18 protein-coding genes and 1 pseudogene are annotated in these 19,263 nt (G+C 29.7%); 14 read left to right on the top strand and 5 right to left on the bottom strand.

All coding sequences use genetic code 11. The annotated features are described in order from the left end of the window. From purC to FBF22_RS02550, 10 genes and pseudogenes are all read left to right on the top strand, one after another. Positions 1-711: a phosphoribosylaminoimidazolesuccinocarboxamide synthase gene (purC, locus tag FBF22_RS02505; RefSeq protein ID WP_002854922.1), complete on the top strand. Its 711-nt coding sequence runs from the start codon at positions 1-3 to the stop codon at positions 709-711. 8 nt (positions 712-719) lie between these two features. Then, positions 720-965, top strand: coding sequence for a phosphoribosylformylglycinamidine synthase subunit PurS (purS, locus tag FBF22_RS02510; protein ID WP_002884541.1), 246 nt, complete (start codon positions 720-722; stop codon positions 963-965). Position 966: 1 nt separating this feature from the next. After that, a pseudogene (purQ, locus tag FBF22_RS02515) lies at positions 967-1,639 on the top strand (phosphoribosylformylglycinamidine synthase I). Next, entirely contained in the window at positions 1,611-2,807 is a 1,197-nt protein-coding gene (locus FBF22_RS02520; RefSeq protein WP_002884539.1) for an SH3 domain-containing protein, read from the top strand. The pseudogene purQ and the gene FBF22_RS02520 overlap by 29 nt, the downstream one beginning before the upstream one ends. Next, positions 2,788-3,480, top strand: coding sequence for a lysophospholipid acyltransferase family protein (locus FBF22_RS02525; RefSeq protein ID WP_002867672.1), 693 nt, complete (start codon positions 2,788-2,790; stop codon positions 3,478-3,480). The genes FBF22_RS02520 and FBF22_RS02525 overlap by 20 nt, the downstream gene beginning before the upstream one ends. Further along, complete coding sequence (crcB, locus tag FBF22_RS02530; RefSeq protein WP_002859058.1) at positions 3,474-3,842, top strand: fluoride efflux transporter CrcB; 369 nt, start codon at positions 3,474-3,476, stop codon at positions 3,840-3,842. Before FBF22_RS02525 ends, crcB begins: the two co-directional genes overlap by 7 nt. A 72-nt stretch (positions 3,843-3,914) precedes the next feature. Further along, positions 3,915-5,741, top strand: a complete 1,827-nt coding sequence (gene htpG, locus FBF22_RS02535; RefSeq protein ID WP_002866408.1) for a molecular chaperone HtpG — start codon at positions 3,915-3,917, stop codon at positions 5,739-5,741. Beyond that, complete coding sequence (locus FBF22_RS02540; RefSeq protein WP_165433253.1) at positions 5,738-6,055, top strand: rhodanese-like domain-containing protein; 318 nt, start codon at positions 5,738-5,740, stop codon at positions 6,053-6,055. Before htpG ends, FBF22_RS02540 begins: the two co-directional genes overlap by 4 nt. Continuing rightward, entirely contained in the window at positions 6,055-6,489 is a 435-nt protein-coding gene (locus FBF22_RS02545; protein ID WP_002869868.1) for a hypothetical protein, read from the top strand. Before FBF22_RS02540 ends, FBF22_RS02545 begins: the two co-directional genes overlap by 1 nt. Positions 6,490-6,492: 3 nt before the next feature. Continuing rightward, the gene (locus FBF22_RS02550; RefSeq protein ID WP_002884536.1) at positions 6,493-8,262 is read left to right on the top strand and encodes a Na/Pi cotransporter family protein; all 1,770 of its coding nucleotides are present in this window, start codon (positions 6,493-6,495) and stop codon (positions 8,260-8,262) included. Here the strand turns inward: FBF22_RS02550 and FBF22_RS02555 are convergent. The 5 genes from FBF22_RS02555 to mltG form a co-directional block, all read right to left on the bottom strand. Further along, positions 8,259-10,067, bottom strand: a complete 1,809-nt coding sequence (locus tag FBF22_RS02555) for a penicillin-binding protein 2 (RefSeq protein WP_002858598.1) — start codon at positions 10,065-10,067, stop codon at positions 8,259-8,261. The genes FBF22_RS02550 and FBF22_RS02555 overlap by 4 nt on opposite strands. Before the next feature lie 6 nt (positions 10,068-10,073). Then, positions 10,074-10,370: a flagellar hook-basal body complex protein FliE gene (gene fliE, locus FBF22_RS02560; protein WP_002856884.1), complete on the bottom strand. Its 297-nt coding sequence runs from the start codon at positions 10,368-10,370 to the stop codon at positions 10,074-10,076. Between the two features lie 6 nt (positions 10,371-10,376). Then, positions 10,377-10,871, bottom strand: a complete 495-nt coding sequence (gene flgC / locus FBF22_RS02565) for a flagellar basal body rod protein FlgC (RefSeq protein ID WP_002867675.1) — start codon at positions 10,869-10,871, stop codon at positions 10,377-10,379. 9 nt (positions 10,872-10,880) lie between these two features. Beyond that, a complete protein-coding gene (gene flgB / locus FBF22_RS02570; protein WP_002859066.1) occupies positions 10,881-11,312 on the bottom strand; it encodes a flagellar basal body rod protein FlgB in 432 nt (143 codons plus the stop codon). Positions 11,313-11,391: 79 nt separating this feature from the next. Beyond that, the gene (gene mltG / locus FBF22_RS02575; protein ID WP_002859925.1) at positions 11,392-12,393 is read right to left on the bottom strand and encodes an endolytic transglycosylase MltG; all 1,002 of its coding nucleotides are present in this window, start codon (positions 12,391-12,393) and stop codon (positions 11,392-11,394) included. Between mltG and FBF22_RS02580 the strand changes: the two genes are divergently transcribed. The 4 genes from FBF22_RS02580 to sucC all read left to right on the top strand — a co-directional run bounded on the left by FBF22_RS02580 (position 12,308) and on the right by sucC (position 19,262). Beyond that, a complete protein-coding gene (locus FBF22_RS02580; protein WP_002884525.1) occupies positions 12,308-14,878 on the top strand; it encodes a DUF3971 domain-containing protein in 2,571 nt (856 codons plus the stop codon). The two genes, mltG and FBF22_RS02580, sit on opposite strands and share 86 nt — an antisense overlap. Positions 14,879-14,994: 116 nt before the next feature. Next, complete coding sequence (locus tag FBF22_RS02585) at positions 14,995-17,199, top strand: NADP-dependent isocitrate dehydrogenase (RefSeq protein WP_002884524.1); 2,205 nt, start codon at positions 14,995-14,997, stop codon at positions 17,197-17,199. Beyond that, a complete protein-coding gene (locus tag FBF22_RS02590; RefSeq protein WP_002884523.1) occupies positions 17,196-18,098 on the top strand; it encodes a malate dehydrogenase in 903 nt (300 codons plus the stop codon). The genes FBF22_RS02585 and FBF22_RS02590 overlap by 4 nt, the downstream gene beginning before the upstream one ends. Continuing rightward, positions 18,099-19,262, top strand: coding sequence for an ADP-forming succinate--CoA ligase subunit beta (gene sucC / locus FBF22_RS02595; RefSeq protein ID WP_002884522.1), 1,164 nt, complete (start codon positions 18,099-18,101; stop codon positions 19,260-19,262). Position 19,263: the final 1 nt, after the last annotated feature.

Below are 19,263 nucleotides of genomic sequence, written 5' to 3' on the forward strand. Positions count from 1 at the left end.
ATGACAAAAAAAGAAATGCTCTACGAAGGAAAAGGTAAAAAACTTTTCAAAACTGATGATGAAAATTTACTAATTAGTGAGTTTAAAGATGATTTAACTGCTTTTAATGCAGAAAAAAGAGGCAATGAAAGTGGAAAAGGCGCATTAAACTGTAAAATCAGTACTGAAATTTTTCATTTGCTCGAAAAAAATGGGATTAAAACCCATTTGGTAGAAACTATAAGCGATACAGAACAAGTGGTTAAAAAATGTAAAATTGTTCCTATTGAAGTTATAGTACGCAATGTTGCAACAGGTTCTCTTACAAAAAGACTGGGCATTAAAGATGGCACTGTGCTACCTTTTGCTTTGGTGGAATTTTGTCTTAAAGATGATGCCTTAGGCGATCCTTTTATCAATGATGAGCATTGTTTGATTTTAAATTTAGTGCAAAATGAAGCTCAAATTAGTGAAATTAAAAATATGGCTAGAAAGATTAACTCTATTTTAACTCCATTTTTTGACAATAAAAATTTAAGGCTGATTGACTTTAAAATCGAACTGGGTTTAACTAAAGATAATGAACTTGTTTTAGCCGATGAAATAAGCCCTGATAGTTGTAGATTTTGGGATAAATTTAGTAATGAAAAATTAGACAAAGATAGATTTCGTCAAGATCTAGGTAATGTAAAAATGGCTTATGAAGAAGTTTTAAAAAGAATATTAAATTAAGGAAAAATATGGAAGTTATTGTAAATATTTCTTTAAAAAATGGGGTTTTAGATCCACAAGGCAAAGCGGTGGAAAAAGCTTTGCATTCTTTAAATTTTAATAGTGTTAAAGAAGTAAAAATAGTAAAACAAATCAAAATTTCTCTTGATGAGAAAGATGAAAAATTAGCCAAAGAACAAGTAAAAAAAATGTGTGAAGAGTTGTTGGTAAATAGCGTCATTGAAGATTATGAGCTTATAATTGAGAAAGAGTAAAATGAAAGTTGCTATTATTAGATTTCTAGGGACAAATTGTGAATTTGATACAGCTTATGCCTTTGAAAAACTTGGAGTAAAAACGCAGATTATTTGGCATGAAGAAAAAGAATTTGATGCAGATTTAGTTGTTTTGCCAGGCGGATTTTCTTATGGAGATTATCTAAGATGTGCAGCTATTGCAAAACTTGCTCCTGCTATGCAAGGTGTTTTTAATCATGCAAAAAAGGGAGGATATATCTTAGGTATTTGTAATGGTTTTCAAATTTTACTTGAAAGCGGTCTTTTAAAAGGTGCAATGAAGCATAACAACAATCTTAGTTTTATCTCAAAAAACCAAAATTTAAGAGTAGTTTCTAATGGTAATGCCTTTTTGAAAAATTTCAAAAAAGATGAAATTATTAATTTACCAATTGCCCATGGAGAGGGAAATTATTACGCTGATGAGGCTACTTTAAAAGAATTGCAAGATAAAGATCTTATTACTTTAAAATACGAGCCAAATCCAAATGGTTCTGTATTTGATATCGCAGGAATTTGTGATGAAAACAAAAAAATCTTTGGACTCATGCCACATCCTGAGCGTGCTTGTGAAAAAGTCCTAGGTAATGATATAGGTTTGAAAATGCTTAAAGGCTTTTTATTTTGAAAATTTTATTAACTTTAATTTTTAGTGTTGTTGTATTGTTTGGCAGGGGTGAAATTTCTGTATTTAGCGGCCAAGATGAAAATATGCAAAAAGAATTACAAAAATTACCCCAAGAAGAACAAAAAATTTATCAAAATATTCCGCCAAGTGATGAAAACAATGACTTTGAAAGCAATGTAGATGATCCTTTTGTAGCTAAAGGGAGTTTGGTTCTTACAAATAATGAATATCCAAGTAGGGTATATGTTGGAGAAGTTTTTCCTATTACGATCTATGCTCGCACTACGGAAAATACAAAATTTGATTTTAACATAAGCGTAGAAAAAACTAACTTATCTTTTTTAAATCCAGATGCAAAATGGGAATTTATCAATAACGAATATAAAACAACTTTATGGTTTGAAGCCAAAAATTCAAATGCTAGTTTGAGTAAAATTTCTATCAAACTTCTTAGAAATAATGAAGCTTTTCAAGAGGCTGATATCAATCTTAATCCTATCAAATTTGAAAATACTTTATCCAATAAAGATTTTTCACACCTTGTGGCAAGTTCTTTGGAAATTAAAAAAGTTAAAGCGAGTTATTTTGATGATGCTAATATCATTATGATGGTAGAACTAAACGCAACCAATACAAATCTTAAAAGCTTTTTTATAGAAGGAATTCAAAAGCAAGGTATTGAAAATTTAAAAGGGGATTTTAATGCTTCTAGTGCTTTTTATTATGCTATTTTGCCATTAAGTAAAACAAATTTTGAATTTTCGTATTTTAATAAGGACAGTAAAAAGCTTGAAAATATAAATTTAAAACTAAAAATTAGTGACGATGAGATCAGCACTCAGAGTGATTTAAATCCTGTAAATAAAGACTTAAATATTTATAAACAATATACCTTATGGTTTTTAGCGGTTTTATTTGGAGCTTTATTTGTATGGAGAAAAAATTACATTATTCTGGCTTTGGCAGTTGTTTGTTTTGCACTTAGTTTTCTTGTAGATACCAATACTCAAAATGCAATTATCAAGACTGGTTCTAGGGCTAAAATTTTACCTACAGAGCCTTCAACTTATTTTTATACGGCAAATGCAGATGAAAAAGTAGAAGTTTTGGGCAAAAGACAAAATTATATTAAAGTATTGTTTTCTGATGGAAAAATAGGTTGGGTTAATAAAGATGATTTACAAAAAAATTAAAGCTCTTTATTTTTGGATTTTTTTTGTTTTAAGTGTTGCTTTGGTGATTTTTTGTTTTTGCTTTACAAAATCTCAAAACACACTTTGGAAAATCCGCAAAATTTGGGCTAAATTTCAAAGATATACTATCTCTTATAAACAAGAAATCATTGGTACTTTTAATCCGCAAGCTCAGATGATTTTAATGAATCATCAAAGTGCTTTAGATATCATCGCTTTAGAAGAATTATATCCTAAAAATTTGTGCTGGATTGCCAAAAAAGAATTAGGAGAAATTCCTATTTTCAAAGTTGCTATGAAAAAACCAAAACTTCTTTGTATAGATAGAAAAAATCCGCGTGATTTGGTACGAGTTTTAAAAGAAGCAAAAGAAAGAATTAGTGAAGATAGGGTTTTGGCTATTTTTCCAGAAGGAACTAGATCTAAAAATGAAAAAATGCTTAAATTTCAAAGTGGAGCAAAAATTTTAAGTGAAAAATTAAATCTTAAAGTTCAACCCATTTTAATTGTGGATTCTGCAAAAATTTTAGACACAAAAAGTTTTAGTGCAAGCAGCGGAGTGCTTAAAATCATTTGTATGGATTTAGTCGATACAAATGATGACAAATGGCTTGAAAACACTAGAAAAAAAATGCAAGAATTACTCGATCAAGAAAGAGCTAAGCTTTGCTAAATACCCTTTTAGTTGTTGGTTTTGGGGGATTTATAGGAGCAATCTTAAGAATGTTTTCTATTAATTTAGTGAATAAATTTTTTCCTTATTCTATCAGCCTTGGAACTCTTTTTGTTAATGTTTTGGGTTCTTTTATCATAGGACTTTTGTTTTCTTATGCACAAAATAAAGGTTTATCTCCTTTACTTAAAAGCTTTATAAGTACAGGTTTTTTAGGAGCTTTTACAACTTTTTCTACTTTTTCTTATCAAAATTTACTTCTTTTGCAAAGTGGAAATTATCTTCATTTTGCGTTAAATATTATCTTAAATGTCTTTCTTTGCTTATTTGCCGCATGGCTTGGTTTTATAATTTTCAAATAAATCTTTAAATTTACTTTAGAATTTGTATTTTTTGCTAAAATACCACTTTAAAAAATCACAAAGGAAGTTAAAATGCAATTTCAAACCGAAGTCAATCAGCTTTTACAGCTTATGATACATTCTTTATATTCTAATAAGGAAATTTTTTTAAGAGAACTTATTTCAAATGCAAGCGATGCTTTAGATAAGCTTAATTTTTTAAGCGTAAGTGATGATAAATATAAAAGCTTAAAATTTGAACCTAAAATTGAAATCAAAATTGATAAAGATAAAAAAACTTTAAGTATTAGTGATAATGGTATAGGTATGGATAAAGATGATCTTATCAACAACCTTGGAACCATAGCAAAAAGCGGCACTAAAAGCTTTTTAGAAAATTTGAGCGGTGATGCTAAAAAAGATTCTCAACTCATAGGACAATTTGGAGTAGGTTTTTATTCTGCTTTTATGGTGGCTAGTAAAATCGAAGTTTTAAGCAAAAAAGCTTTAGATGATAAAGCTTATCTTTGGAGTTCTGATGCAAATGGTTATGAGATTAATGACGCAAACAAAGAAGAACAAGGAACAAGCATTACTTTATACTTAAAAGATGATGAGTTTGCTAATACTTATAAAATCGAAAGCATTATAGAAAAATATTCTAATCATATTCAATTTCCAATTTTCATGGAAAAAGAAGAATTTACTCCTGCTAAAGAAGGCGAAGAAGAAGGAAAAACTGAACTTAAAATTTCTCAAATCAATAAAGCCAACGCTTTATGGAGAATGCAAAAATCAAGCCTTAAAGTAGAAGATTATGAAAGATTTTATGAGCAAAATTTTCATGATTCAAACAAACCTTTACTTTATCTTCACACCAAAAGCGAAGGAAAATTAGAATACAATTCTTTATTTTTCATACCACAAAATGCACCTTTTGATTTATTCCGTGTGGATTATCAAAGTGGCTTAAAACTTTATGTAAAACGCGTATTTATCAGCGATGACGATAAAGAACTTTTACCAACTTATTTGCGTTTTGTGCGGGGGATTATCGATGTAGAAGATTTACCACTTAATGTAAGTCGTGAAATTTTACAAGAAAATCAAATTTTAAAAGGTGTTAAAGAAGCTAGCGTTAAAAAGATTTTAGGTGAACTTGAAAAACTTAAAAACAATGATAAAGAAAAATACTTATCTTTCTTTAAAACCTTTGGCAAGGTATTAAAAGAAGGACTTTATGGTTTTGGCGGAGAAAAAGACAGTCTTTTAAAACTCATGCTTTATAAAAGCACCAAAGGTGAAAATTTACGCTCTTTAGAAGAGTATAAAAATGACCTTCAAGGCGAACAAAAGGAAATTTTTTATATAGCAGGAAATAATGAAAGTTTATTAAGAACCTCTCCTTTGCTTGAAGAGTATAAACAAAAAAATATAGAAGTTTTACTCATGGATGATGAGATTGATTCTTTGGTAACTCCTATGCTAGAATTTGAAGGTTTGAAATTTGTAGCTATTAATCAAGTAGAAGATAAAAATGAACTAAGCGATGAAGAAAAAAATACTTTTGCTCCACTTGTAGCTAAATTTAAAGAACTTCTAAAAGATCAAGTTGAAGATGTAAGACTAACCAGTCGTTTAAAAGATAGTCCAAGTTGTATAGTTTATGATAAAAATAAACCTGATTTTGCTATGCAACAACTCTTAAAACAAATGGGTCAAGAACAAAATTTCAAACCTATTTTAGAAATCAATCCAAAACATGCTATTTTTACAGGTCTTAAAAACAACGAAAGTTTTAGTGCAGATATAGCAACCCTAGTTTTAAATATGGCAAAACTAAGCGAAGGTATGGGAGTGGATAATCCTGCTGAATTTAATGCAAGCCTTACAAAAATTATCAATAAGGCTTTTTCATGATAGAAAATATCCCTGCAAGTCTTTGGACAAAGCAAGATTTAAACGCATATCAAATTTTTGATGTGCGTACTCCTTTAGAATGGGAAGAGGGTATTTTACCTAATGCGCAATGTGTGGCTTTATATGATAATCAAGGGCTTTTAAATGCTAAATTTTTAGATGAATTTCAAAGCAAAAGAGATGAAAGTAAAAAACTTGCTTTTATTTGTCGTAGTGGCTATAGAAGCATGGTTGCAGCTGAATTTATAGCTGAAAAATTGGGACTTGAAAGCATCAATTTAGATGGCGGAATGCTAGCCCTTAAGGGTTGTTAATGCTAGGAATTTATTTACTCATAGCAGCTTTGTCTTTTTTAGCTCTTTATTTTGCTGTTAAAAAGCTTACTTTAAATATAGACGAGCAAACCCTTTTAGAGCCTATTAAAATGGATGTTTATCCGAAATTTTGCGATTTAATCGATGAAAAAATCAGACAATTTAAAGAAAATGTCCAAAATACTAATTTAGCATTAAAAAATTCTGATCAAAAAGATGAATTTTTAGAAAAACTTGGGGATTTAAGCAGAGAGTTGACTTTCATACAAACCATGAATTTAAGCAATAAAAACGATAGTATCTGGCAAAATGAACTTTTTTCTTTTTTAAAGGAATTAGAAAATTTATTGCTTGAGTATCTAGAAAAAGGCGAAGAAGAAGCCGAAAATTTAAGAGAATTTCTGATGAATGAATTTGAAAAACTAAAAGGTTAGGCATTGCAAGAGGAAAGAAATTCTTTAAAATATTTTAAATTTATTTCATGGAGTATTTTTACTTTAGTTCTGATTTTTATTTTAATTCGTTATGACGAGCTTGCCAATCTTTTAGCAGGAGTGGCAATACTTCTTATTGGAATGACTAATTTAGGTATAGGTTTTAAAGCTTTTAGTGGTGGTTTGCTTGAAAAAATTTTAGCGAAGTCAACCGATACAAAGATAAAAAGTATACTTTTTGGTACTTTAAGTACTTTAATTATGCAATCTTCAACTTTAGTTTCTATTATTACGATTTCTTTTTTGAGTGCAGGGCTTATTTCTTTGGGTGCGGGCATAGGGATTATTTTTGGAGCAAATTTAGGAAATACGGCAAGCTCTTGGCTGATTGTTGGTTTGACAAATATTAAAATTTCAATGCTAGCTATCCCACTTTTGATTATTGGAGTATTATTTTTCTTTCAAAAAGATAGTGTTTTAAAAGGTTTGGGTAATATTTTTATTGGTATAGGATTTTTCTTTTTGGGTGTGGATTATATTAAAAGTGGTTTTGAAAATTTTAAACATATAATTGATCTTTCTCGTTTTGATTTTGCTGGTTTTAAAGGAGTTTTTGTTTTTTTAGGATTAGGTGCTTTGCTTACAGGAGTTATGCAATCAAGCACAGCTACAATGGCTATGATTGTTGCTGCTTTACTTGCAGGACAAATCAGTTTGGAAAATTCCTTAGCAGCAACTTTAGGCACTAGTGTTGGAGGAGTTGTAACGGCTGTTTTAGCTTCTTTAAGTACCAATATTGAAGGAAAGAAATTAGCGTTTGCAAATTGTATTTTTAATTTTGGTATAGCTTTTTTAATAGTGCTTATTTTTCCTTATTTTATACATTTTCTTAATTTTTTATCCATTGTATTAAACATAGAAGATATAGCTTTGAAAGTAGCATTATTTCACACTTTGTTTAATTTAATTGGCGTTGTGCTTTTTTCATTCTTTACTCCTCAAATTGTTCTTTTTTTAAATAAGATAGTAAAAGCTCCTAAAGATAAGAATAAAGACAAGCCTTTATATCTTGATGGTAGTTTGGTTAAGTTTAGTGACACAGCCATCGAAGCTTTAAGGAAAGAAAGCGAGCATCTTTATAACAATACCTATGTAATTGTTGCTCATGCTATAGGTTTTAGTCGTAAAGATATACAAAGTGATAAAAGTTTTAAAGAAATTTTAGAAAATAAAAAGTGGTTTAGTAAAAATGTGGATTTAGACTATTTGTATCAAACTAGGATAAAGGTTCTTTTTGAAGCTATTATCGATTTTTCAACTAAAGCACAAGTTTATATTAACGATGAAACAAAGAATCATAAAATTTTTACCTTTAAGATGGCAGCTAAAAATTTAGCCGAAACAACTAAAAATTTAAAAATTATCCAAGCAAATATTAAGAAATATTCTAGTTCTTCTAATGAATTTTTGGCTTTAGAGTACAATAAAATTAGATCGAATTTAGGAGAGCTTTTAAGAAGTATCGAAGAGCTTAGAGTTGTTGAAGATCGTGAAAAGCTTTATTTGATTATTAAAAATCTTCAAAAAGGAAAAGAAATTTTAAAAGAAATCGATACTTTAACCTTGAGCAATGTTGAACATCTTATTTCAGTAAGAAAAATCACAACAGCTGAAGGAATTTCAATACTTAATGATACAACTTTTGCTGCTAAGATTGCTGAAGAACTTATAGGTGCTGTTGAGGTGATATTTTCTAAAGATATATCAAACTAGTTGTTTGTGCTAGTTTGGTTATTGTCTTGTATAGGCGTTAGAAATTCTTCATTGATTAAAATATCAACAACATCTTTAAACATAGGCAAAGCACTTTGTGCAGCATAATAACTATAAGGTTTAGTAGGATGTCTTACGAGAACTCCTATGGTATAGGCGTGATTTAAATCATTTGCAAAACCAAAAAAGGATGCATTGTAGCGATTTGAGGTGTAACCTTGTCTTTCGGCTATTCTTGCCGTTCCTGTTTTACCTCCTGCAATAATACCTTGTGTAATTGCCTTTTTTCCTGTTCCTTTTTCTATAACATTTATAAGAACATTTTGCATCGTTTTAGCGGCTTCGCTAGAAAGAATTTTTTCTTTTTTTACATCATCATCAAGATTTGTAAAGCGTCCATTTTGATAGAATTTTTCAGCTAAACGTGGTGTGATATAAAACCCATCATTGTTGAAAACATTATAAGCTGCAAGGAGTTGTATAAAGGTTGTTTTAAGTCCATAACCATAACTTAAAACAGATTTTTCTATATCTCTTAAGCGCTTAGGATTTGGAATTTCTCCTTTTTGTTCATAGGGTAGATCAATACCACTTTTTTCGCCAAATTTAAATATTTTAAGTCCTGATACGATTTCTATATTGTTAAGCCTTTTAGCAATTTGTATCATGCCTATATTTGAAGAATATCTTATAACTTCCTCCATAGTCATTTTGTCCATTTTGTGATCGTCTTTGATGGTGAAACGTCCTAGCTTGTAAGAACCGCCATAAGTATTAATCACTTCATCCATTTTTATTTTACCAAGTCTTAAGGCTGTTGTAAAGATAAAAGGTTTGATAACAGAACCTGCTTCATAGCCGTATTCTATAGCGCTTGCATTAAGAACTGATAGATCCTTTCCGCGATTTTGTGGGTCATAACGCCTTGAGCTTGCTAGAGCTAAAATTCTTCCTGTTTTACTTTCCATTACCCCAACGATGATTTCATTGGCTTTTAAATCCTCATTTCTTTGATCTATAGCTTTCTCTATACTTTTTTGCAGTTTTAAAGAAAGATTTAAATATAAATCACAACCATTGATCTTTTTTTGTTGTAGTGAATTTAGATTTAAAATAATATTTCCACCTATATCTTTAAGTCCTTGAATTTTTTCATTTTGAACAGGGCTTAGACATGCATCGTAGTATTTTTCTAAACCTTTAACTCCTATATTTTTTAAAATTCCACTTTCTGGATCTAATATCATTTTAGTATAACCGATAATAGGAGTAAAAGAATCTTTTGACATGTAAATTCTATCTTCTTCATGTTCGATGATATTTAATCCTCTTGTTTCAACTCTTCCTGAGTTATTTGTAAAAGCTTTGAAAAAACCTTGTATATAAAGTTTTTTAGCAAGATCTTTAAGGTAGCTTGCTTGCTTGGAGTCTAAGTTTTGTAAAAGAACAAAATTATAAGAGCGTTTTTTTTGATTTTGCATTCTTTTTTTAATATCTGCTACTTGATCGTTACTTATCCCACTATAAATTTGAAAAAGCTTTAAAAATAGATCAAATTTATCTTTGTTAATGCTTCTAAGATCAATTTCAGCACGATAAATTTGTTTAGAACTTGTGATAGTAAAATTATCTTTGGTTATAATCGATCCTCTTAGAGCAAGAGCGTATTGATCTTTTTCAGTGTTAGGTATATGACGTTTTGATGTAAGAAAAAAAGTAGAGCTGATAAAAATAATCATAAACAAAAGTGCCATGCAGTAGGCAAAGGCAACTTTTGAAACCCTATTTTTTTTATATTCTTGCATTAGGGTTTAAATTTGAGTTCTTGTGATTTCTTTATAAGCACTGATCGCTTTATTTCTTACTTCTAGCATAAATTTCATGCTGCTTTCAGCTTTAGTGATAGCTATAGCTGCTTGATGTAAATCTTTTACTTGTCCTGTGGCAATGTCTGTCATTGCAGCTTCTCCACTTTCTTGTGCTTTATTTAAATCATCGATTTCATTTTTAAGCATCTTGGCAAATTCATCACCAATTCCTGTGGAATTTTGACTTTTGTTGGTATTTGAAATATTATTATTTAACCTTAAATCATTAATATTGTTCATTTTTTATTATCCTCTTAATAAATCAATCGCACTTTGAGCTATAGTTTTTGCACTTGTAAAAGCACTTACATTGGCTTGATAAGCTCTTGTAGCTTCAATCAAATCTGCCATTTCAATAACAGGGTTTACATTTGGATACGCTACATAACCTTCAGCATTTGCATCAGGATGACTTGGATCATACTTCATACGAAAATCTTTGTCATCTCTGACCACTTTATCCACTACAACACTTTGAATAGCAGGTTTAGCTTCTTCTGGCGAACTTGGATCATTTAAAGGATTTTCATATTTTAAAAAATTATTATCTTTGTTAATTCGCTCATTTAAAAGCTTATCAAAATCTGTTGCTTTAAAGATCACTTCGCGTCTTCTATAAGGCCCACCTTCAGCTGTTCTTGTAGTGTTTGCATTAGCTATATTAGAGCTAATAACATTCATTCTAAAACGTTGAGCACTTAAACCATAACCACTAATATCAAAATCACTTAAGTATGCCATAATTTACCTTTAACTTAATTTAGAGCTTGCATCAAGTATAGAACTAAAGATATTGCTTTGTCTTCTTAAAACTCCATCAAGAGCTGTTATCATAACTGTATTTTTACTCATTTCTGTAGTTTCTACATCTAGATCAACAGTATTTGCATCATTTCTTGCTAAATGACCATCTCTTAAGTAAATAGTAGATTTACTAGGATCAGGAAATTTCCAAGGTTTTTGATGCCCTTCTTCGGTTACTGCCAATTCTAATTCTTTTTTGTCATTTTTTTTGAAAATTTCATTTGCACGATTTACCAAAGCTGTTTCAAATTCAATATCTCTTGCTTTATAAAAAGGAGTATCAACATTTGCAAGATTGGCATTGATGAGTTGATTTCTTAGATTTCTACCCGCTAAAGCACCAGTGACTAGTTCTTTTGATTTAAATGGGTTAATCATTTTTTATCCTTTTTATAATTTTTAATATTAACAAGCAAATACTGTTCCAATTTAACTATTTTGTATAAAAATATCAAAATTATTTTCCTTTTTGTAAATTTATGGCTTTATTGTGATCATCTATATTTGTGCTAAAAATATGAACTCCAGTATTTTTATCACGCACAAAATATAAATAATCTGTCTTTAAAGGAAAAATAGCTGCACGAATAGCAGCTAAAGAAACATTACAAACCGCTTCTTTAGGCAATCCTGTAAATTTATAGGTATTATAAAAGCTATTATCTTGTCTTATTCTTTGTGGGGTAACTTTTACATGGGAGTAAATTCCATAATTTAAAGTTCCATCCATTTGAAGCTTCATACCTTTTTTAAGTCGATTGTAAATTACGCTTGCAACTATAGGCATTTCATTGTCATTAGCAGCTTCTTTTTGTATTACAGAAGCGATGATGATATATTGGTGCCATTTTTTTGGATTATAATCACCAAAAATTTTCTCAGAAGTTTTTTTATTGGAAATTTCAGCATGGTTTAAAAGCATTTGAATGAGTAGATTTTCTGTAATGCCTTTCGGGATTTTATAAGTTTCTGGTAAAAAAACTCCTTCATCATAAGGAGCTTGAGCTTGAAATTCTTTTAAAAGTATATCTTTATCAAGTCCAAGTTGTTTGGCTGCTTGTTCTAGAAAGATTACGCTTGTTTCTCCTGGGATAAGAGTAATGGTTTGAAGTGCTGCTTTAGCAATAGTGAGTTTATGTAGAAATTCAGCTCTATTTAAATCTTTTGTACCTATGTTGATCCAGCCTGATTGAGGGTGTCCTAAAAAAAATAAAATATATTTATCAATATTACTCATCTGATATTTATTTTGCTTTAAATATGTTATAATTTGAGAAATTGAACCTTGGGGAATAAATACCACAGAATTGCTTTTTAAAGGCTGAGTTAGATAATAAAAAATCCCCAAAATAAATATCAAAAAGAAGTTGCGTATGAAAAAGAAAATTTTATATATTGTTGTATTTTTTGTTGTGCTTATATTAGCTTTGTTTATAGTGCTTAAAAATGGAATTGTCATCTCTAGTATCCAATTTGATTTTTTAAAATTGGAACAATTATATATTAAATTAGATAAAAAATTAATTGTACGAGCAAAAAATATCACTATAAATGAGACTCAAAATTCCGAAATTTCATCACAAACCCACTCTTCTGACAATGCTTCAACAGAGATTTTAAAAATAACAAAAAATTTAAAATATCTATATACTTTTATTAAAGAGATTGATATACAAAATTTAAATATAAAAGATAATCATGTGCGTATTTTATTTAAAGATAATGAATTTTTTATAGATAATGATTTATTGTTTTTAAAATTAACATTACAGCGTCAAAATAAAGAACTTATAGCTGATATTAAAAAACTTTTATTAAAAGATTATGATTTAAGTATTGATGGAAATTTAAGCATCAATACTAAGAGCGAGTTTTATTATTTTCAAGGTAGAGCAAGTGGAGAATTGCTTGACTTTAACGCAAGCATCTCTTACAAAGATAAAAATTTAGCTTATAAAATAGAAGATTTAAACATTAGAAATATTACGGAAATTTTTAAAAGAGTTAATAAAAGAATAGAACTTCCGCAGAGTTTAAATCTTTGGGTAGCATATAGGGCTAAGGGAGAATTTTATCATTTAGATTATTTGCAGGGCTTTATAGATTTTACTAAAGATAATTATTATTTAGACAATATTAGTGCATCAGGTTATGTTAATAATGTCAAAGTTCGCTTGGATGATAAAATGAATGCTATTGAAATTCCAAAACTCGATTTAAATTTAAACAAACAAAAGCTCGATTTTGTCTTTAATAAAGCTTTCTATAATGGTGCTGATTTAAGTTCTGGTAAGGTTTATCTATATGATTTGTTTGATGAAAAAAAAGTTGGGATTTATTTGCGCATTAAGTCTGATAATCTAAAATTTGACGAAAAACTTGCTAAAGCTTTAGAGGATTATCATTTTTCACTACCTTTTTATCAAAAAAGCGGAAAAATTAAAAGTGATTTGGAACTTAAAATTGATTTTCATGATAAGGGTGAAATTTCTTATAGTGGTATTTTAGCTTTAGAGAATGCTAGTATTTCTTTGGCTGATTTTAATATTACAAAAGCATTTGTAAAATTAAATCAAAATGATTTAAATATAGAAAATGCCAGTGTTAAAAATGGCTTTTTAGAAGCTGATTTTAATGCTAAATTTGACTTACAAAAACAGCAAGGAAATTTCAATACTCAGATTTCAAGGCTTTATTTTGACAATGGAGAGCTTTTAGATTTAAAAAATCAAAATGTAGAAGTAAAATTAGATTATTCGCAAAATGTTAACATTAGCATTCCTCAGTGGAATTTGATTTTAAATTTTAAAGATGGACTTGAGGCTAATCTTAATAATCCTAAGATTTTATTTTCATTTTCTCCATTACTTAAAAAGCTTGGGTTTATCGATGCTAAAAATGTTTATTATAAAACTTTAAATTTTGAAGATTTTAATGCAAGTGTTAATGATGCTTATTTTAAAAATAATTTACTTATCAACGGTCAAACTCCTTATGAAAATGATAGCTTTGATATTGTAAAAAATAAGGGCATTATGGAAATTCATACTCAAAGTGATACAGCAAGTGCTAAAATAAGTTCTGATAATAAAGAAATTCATTTAAAAAATTTAAGTTATATTTATAGAAAACATTCCAACTCTTCAAATTCAACATTTGATATTGCTACTAATACCCAAAATATTAGTTTTGGTGGAGCAAATGTAGCTTTAATTTTGGCAGATTCTAATAAAACTTTGGCTTTTGATAGAGTAGAAGCTGATTTAAAAGGCAATGCTTTAGATCTTAAAGGTTCTAGAGGAAATGCAAAATTTGATCTTTATTATTCTTCTAATGATTTAAATTTAAACGTTAGCAATATTGATGATAATTATTTAAATGAGTTTTTACAAAAACAAGCTGTTCAAGATGGAGTGTTTAACTTAAGTATAAAAGGAAGTGGATTGGAGTATTTTGATGGACAGATCGATTTTAAAAATACTTATGTGAAGGATTTAAGAGGTATAAATCAGCTTATTTCCTTTATCGATACTGTACCAAGTTTATTGATGTTTAAATCTCCAACTTTTAATCAAAAAGGTTTAAGCTTACATGATGGAAAGATTATTTTTAATAGAAAAAAAGATCTTTTAAGTGTTTCAGCTATTAATTTAAATGGCGATAGTGTAGATATATATGGTTTAGGATCAGCAAATTTAAGATTAAATACAGTGGATTTTAGTTTAGAGCTTAAAACTTTAAAATCAGCTTCAGAAGCTATATCCAAGGTTCCAATTTTAAATTATGTAATTTTAGGTAAAAATCAAGAAATTAGCACAAACTTAAAAATAGATGGAAGTATAGATGACCCTAAATTTCATACCGAAATTTTAACAGATACCCTAAAAACCCCTTTTAATCTTATTAAAAATATCATACAACTTCCTGCTAATTTACTTAATTAAAAATATTTAAAGTTTGTTTGAAAACTAAAACAAACTTTAAACTTACTCTTGCATTTTTTTTTATTTGTAATATACTTAAAAATGAAAATAAAAATAAGTATTTTAAAGGACTAAAAATGCAAATTACTTATACCTTAACAGATGAGTCTCCAGCTCTTGCGACTTATTCGTTTTTGCCTATAGTGAAAGCTTTTTTAAGTAGGGCACATATAGGAGTAAAAACCTCGGATATTTCTTTGTCTGGAAGGATTTTAGCTACTTTTAGTGAGTATTTAAAAGAGGAACAAAGATGTGAAGATGCTTTAGAACTTTTAGGTGAGCTTGTCAAAAGATCGGATGCAAATCTTATTAAAACCCCAAATATTTCAGCTTCTATTCCTCAGCTTAAGGCGGCGATTAAAGAATTGCAAGATAAGGGTTACATGTTACCAAATTACCCAGATGAGCCAAAAAATGATGAAGAATTGCAAATTAAAACAAAATATCAAAAAGTTTTAGGTTCAGCGGTTAATCCTGTATTAAGACAAGGAAATTCAGATCGTCGTTCAACAAAAGCGGTAAAAGATTATGCAAAAAACAATCCTTATCGTGTGGTTGAGTTTAATCCAAACTCAAAAACTCGTGTTTCTTACATGAAAGAAGGGGATTTTTTCTCTAATGAAAAAGCGGTTTTAATCGATCAAGATTGTGTGGCTAATATAGAATTTACAAGCGTTGATGGTAAAAAAGAAATTTTAAAAGAGGGCTTAAAACTTGAAAAAAATGAAATTTTAGACGCTACTTTTATGGATGTGCAAAAACTTCAGGAATTTTATGCAAAAGAAATTAAAGCAAGCAAAGATGATGATGTGCTTTTTTCTTTGCATTTAAAAGCTACAATGATGAAAGTAAGTGATCCTATACTTTTTGGTTATGCGGTAAAAGTATTTTTTAAAGAATTATTTATCGAATTTCAAGATGAATTTGAAAAATTAGGCATTAATCCAAATAATGGTTTAAGTGAGCTTTTAAGTAAGATCGAAAATTCAAGCAAAAAAGATGAAATTTTAAAAAAATACAATGAAATTTTAGCTAAATCTGCAGATATTTCTATGGTAAATTCAGATAAAGGCATTACAAATCTTCATGTTCCAAGCGATGTTATCGTTGATGCTTCTATGCCTGCAATGCTTAAAAATGGCGCAAGATTGTGGGATAAGGAAGGTAAGGAAAAGGACACAAATGCCGTAATTCCTGATCAAACTTACGCAACTATTTATGAGGCGGTTATTGAAGATTTGCATAAAAATGGTACTTTAAATCCTTCAAAACTTGGCAGTGTATCTAATGTAGGTTTAATGGCTAAAAAAGCTCAAGAATATGGATCGCACGATAAAACCTTTGTGGCTAAAGAAGAAGGAACTTTTAAAATAGTTTCTAACGGTAAAGTTTTATTAGAACATAAGGTTAGAAAAGGTGATATTTATAGAGCTAATCAGGCTAAATTTGATGCAGTGTTAAATTGGATTGATTTAGGTATAGAAAGATCAGAACTTAGTGGAGCCGAAGCTATTTTTTGGTTAGATAGCAAAAGAGCTAGTAATAAAATCATGATAACTTTGGTACAAAATCGTTTAAAAGAAAAGGGTAAAAATGTAGCCATTTTAACTCCAAAAGAAGCTTGTTTAAGAAGTTTAGAGTTAATCCGAGAAGGTAAAGATGTTATTTCTATCACGGGTAATGTTTTAAGGGATTATTTAACCGATCTTTTTCCTATTTTAGAGCTTGGAACAAGTGCAAAAATGCTTTCTGTTGTGCCTATGTTAAATGGTGGAGCTATGTTTGAAACAGGAGCAGGGGGTTCAGCACCTAAACAAGTAGAACAATTAGTCGAAGAAAATCATCTGCGTTGGGATAGTTTGGGTGAATTTTTGGCTTTGCAAGCAAGTTTGGAATTTTATGTAAATAAGTGTGGCAATCATAAAGCTAAGGTTTTAGCAGAATGTCTTGATGAAGCTATAGGCGAATGGCTTGAAAATAATAAAGCTCCATCAAGAAAAGTCAAAGAAGATGATAATAGAACAAGTCATTTTTATTTAGCAATGTATTTTGCAAATCATTTAGCAAGACAGGCAAGTGATATGGAGCTTCAAAGCTTTTTTAAAGATATCGCCCTAGAGCTTTCTTCTAATGAAGAAAAAATCAGAGCCGAATTTAACGATGCACAAGGTGTGAAAGTGGATTTGGGTGGGTATTATAAATTTGATGATGAAAAAGCAAATAAAATCATGCGTCCAAGTGCAACTTTTAACGCTATTTTAGAAAAAATAGGACAAAGATGAAAATCACTGTTATAGGGGCTGGCAATGTAGGTTCAAGCGTAGCTTATGCTTTGATTTTAAGAGAAATAGCAAATGAAATTGTTTTAGTAGATATTAACGAGGATTTGCTTTACGCAAAAGAACTAGAGCTTACTCAAAGCATAGCTGCTTTAAATTTAAATATAGATTTACTTTGCACTAAAGATTATACTCATACCAAAAATTCAGATATAGTGCTTTTTAGTGCAGGTTTTGCTAGAAAAGATGGGCAAAGTAGAGAAGAATTGCTTCAGTTAAATACAAGCATTATGCTTGATTGTGCTAAAAAAATTAAAGATTTTACAGAAGATCCGCTTTTTATTATTTTAACTAATCCTGTGGATTTTCTACTTAATACTCTTTATGAAAGCGGGATTTTTTCATCAAAGAAAATTATAGCCATGGCGGGTGTTTTAGACAATGCAAGATTTAAGTATGAACTTGCCAAAAAACTTAATGTCAAAATGTCAAGAGTGGATACAAGACTTATTGGTTTTCATAATGATGATATGGTTTTGGTAAAATCTTACGCAAGTGTTAAAAATAAAAATATAAGCGAATTTTTAAATGAAGAAGAATTTGAGGATTTAGAAAATGAAGTTAAAACAGGTGGAGCTAAAGTAATCAAACATCTTAAAACTTCAGCTTATTTGGCCCCTGCTAGTGCTTGTATAAGAATGCTTGAGTCTATAAGAAGTGGCGAGTTTTTACCTATGAGTGTGATTTTACATGGAGAATTTGGAGTGCAAAACAAAGCCTTGGGAGTTATGGCAAGATTAGGACTTGAAGGTGTGATTGAAATCATGAGAATGGATCTTAGTTTGCAAGAAAAAGACAAATTAGAAAAATCTTTAATCAAATATCAATATAAAGGAGAATAAATGAACATACATGAGTATCAAGCAAAAGCAATTTTTGTAGACAATGGCATCCCTACCTTAAAGGGAAAAGTTGCATTTAGCGTAGATGAAGCTGTGGCTAATGCTAAAGAATTAGGCGGTAGTGTTTGGGCAGTTAAAGCTCAAATTCATGCAGGAGGCCGTGGTCTTGGTGGTGGTGTTAAAATCGCTAAGAATTTAGATGAGGTAAAAGATTATGCAAGTAAAATTTTAGGAATGAATTTAGTAACTCATCAAACAGGACCTGAAGGCAAACTTGTGCAAAAACTTTATATAGAAAGTGGTGCTAATATAGTAAAAGAGTATTATTTGGCTATTTTGTTTAATAGAATGGCAGAGCAAATTACCATTATCGCTTCAAGTGAAGGAGGGATGGATATAGAAAAAGTAGCCAAAGAAAGTCCTGAAAAAATTGCAAAAGTAGGTATTGATCCACAAATTGGATTTAAAATGTTTCATGGACTTGAAGTAGCGAGAGTTTTAGGACTTGATAAAGATGAAGGCAAAAAACTCATTTCTATGTTAGCTAAACTTTATAAGCTTTACATGGATAAAGATATGAATATGCTTGAAATCAATCCTTTAATTAAAACTGCAGAAGGGGATTTTTATGCCCTTGATGCAAAATGCAGTTTTGATGATAGTGCGCTTTATCGTCATCCTGAAATTGCTGAACTTAGAGATATTACTGAAGAAAATCCTGCTGAAAGAGAAGCGGCTGAATTTGGCTTAAGCTATGTGAAATTAGATGGAGATGTAGCTTGTATGGTAAATGGTGCGGGTCTAGCAATGGCAACTATGGATATTATTAATTATAGTGGTGCAAAACCTGCAAATTTCTTAGATGTAGGTGGGGGAGCTTCTCCAGAAACTGTTGCAAAGGCTTTTGAAATTATTTTAAGAGATAAAAATGTAAAAGTTATATTTATCAATATCTTTGGTGGTATTGTTCGTTGTGATAGGATAGCAAATGGAATTTTAGAAGCTACTAAGAATGTTGAGGTAAATATTCCAATTGTAGTGCGTCTTGATGGCACTAACGCAGCAGAAGCAAAGACAATTTTAGATAATTCAAATCTTAAAAATATCAAAGCATCAACCAATCTTAAAAACGGTGCAGAGCTTGTAAAAAGTTTAGTAGGATAAG

It is taken from the genome of Campylobacter sp. CFSAN093260 (assembly GCF_012890095.1).
GTDB lineage: Bacteria > Campylobacterota > Campylobacteria > Campylobacterales > Campylobacteraceae > Campylobacter_D > Campylobacter_D jejuni.

Bases quoted from the DNA above. Each gene is read 5' to 3' on its own strand.
- purC (WP_002854922.1), top strand. From the start codon at position 1: ATGACAAAAAAAGAAATGCTCTACGAAGGAAAAGGTAAAAAACTTTTC.
- purS (WP_002884541.1), top strand. From the start codon at position 720: ATGGAAGTTATTGTAAATATTTCTTTAAAAAATGGGGTTTTAGATCCA.
- FBF22_RS02525 (WP_002867672.1), top strand. From the start codon at position 2,788: ATGATTTACAAAAAAATTAAAGCTCTTTATTTTTGGATTTTTTTTGTT.
- htpG (WP_002866408.1), top strand. From the start codon at position 3,915: ATGCAATTTCAAACCGAAGTCAATCAGCTTTTACAGCTTATGATACAT.
- FBF22_RS02540 (WP_165433253.1), top strand. From the start codon at position 5,738: ATGATAGAAAATATCCCTGCAAGTCTTTGGACAAAGCAAGATTTAAAC.
- FBF22_RS02545 (WP_002869868.1), top strand. From the start codon at position 6,055: ATGCTAGGAATTTATTTACTCATAGCAGCTTTGTCTTTTTTAGCTCTT.
- FBF22_RS02555 (WP_002858598.1), bottom strand. From the start codon at position 10,067: ATGCAAGAATATAAAAAAAATAGGGTTTCAAAAGTTGCCTTTGCCTAC.
- fliE (WP_002856884.1), bottom strand. From the start codon at position 10,370: ATGAACAATATTAATGATTTAAGGTTAAATAATAATATTTCAAATACC.
- flgC (WP_002867675.1), bottom strand. From the start codon at position 10,871: ATGGCATACTTAAGTGATTTTGATATTAGTGGTTATGGTTTAAGTGCT.
- flgB (WP_002859066.1), bottom strand. From the start codon at position 11,312: ATGATTAACCCATTTAAATCAAAAGAACTAGTCACTGGTGCTTTAGCG.
- FBF22_RS02580 (WP_002884525.1), top strand. From the start codon at position 12,308: ATGAAAAAGAAAATTTTATATATTGTTGTATTTTTTGTTGTGCTTATA.
- mltG (WP_002859925.1), bottom strand. From the start codon at position 12,393: ATGACAATTCCATTTTTAAGCACTATAAACAAAGCTAATATAAGCACA.
- FBF22_RS02585 (WP_002884524.1), top strand. From the start codon at position 14,995: ATGCAAATTACTTATACCTTAACAGATGAGTCTCCAGCTCTTGCGACT.
- FBF22_RS02590 (WP_002884523.1), top strand. From the start codon at position 17,196: ATGAAAATCACTGTTATAGGGGCTGGCAATGTAGGTTCAAGCGTAGCT.
- sucC (WP_002884522.1), top strand. From the start codon at position 18,099: ATGAACATACATGAGTATCAAGCAAAAGCAATTTTTGTAGACAATGGC.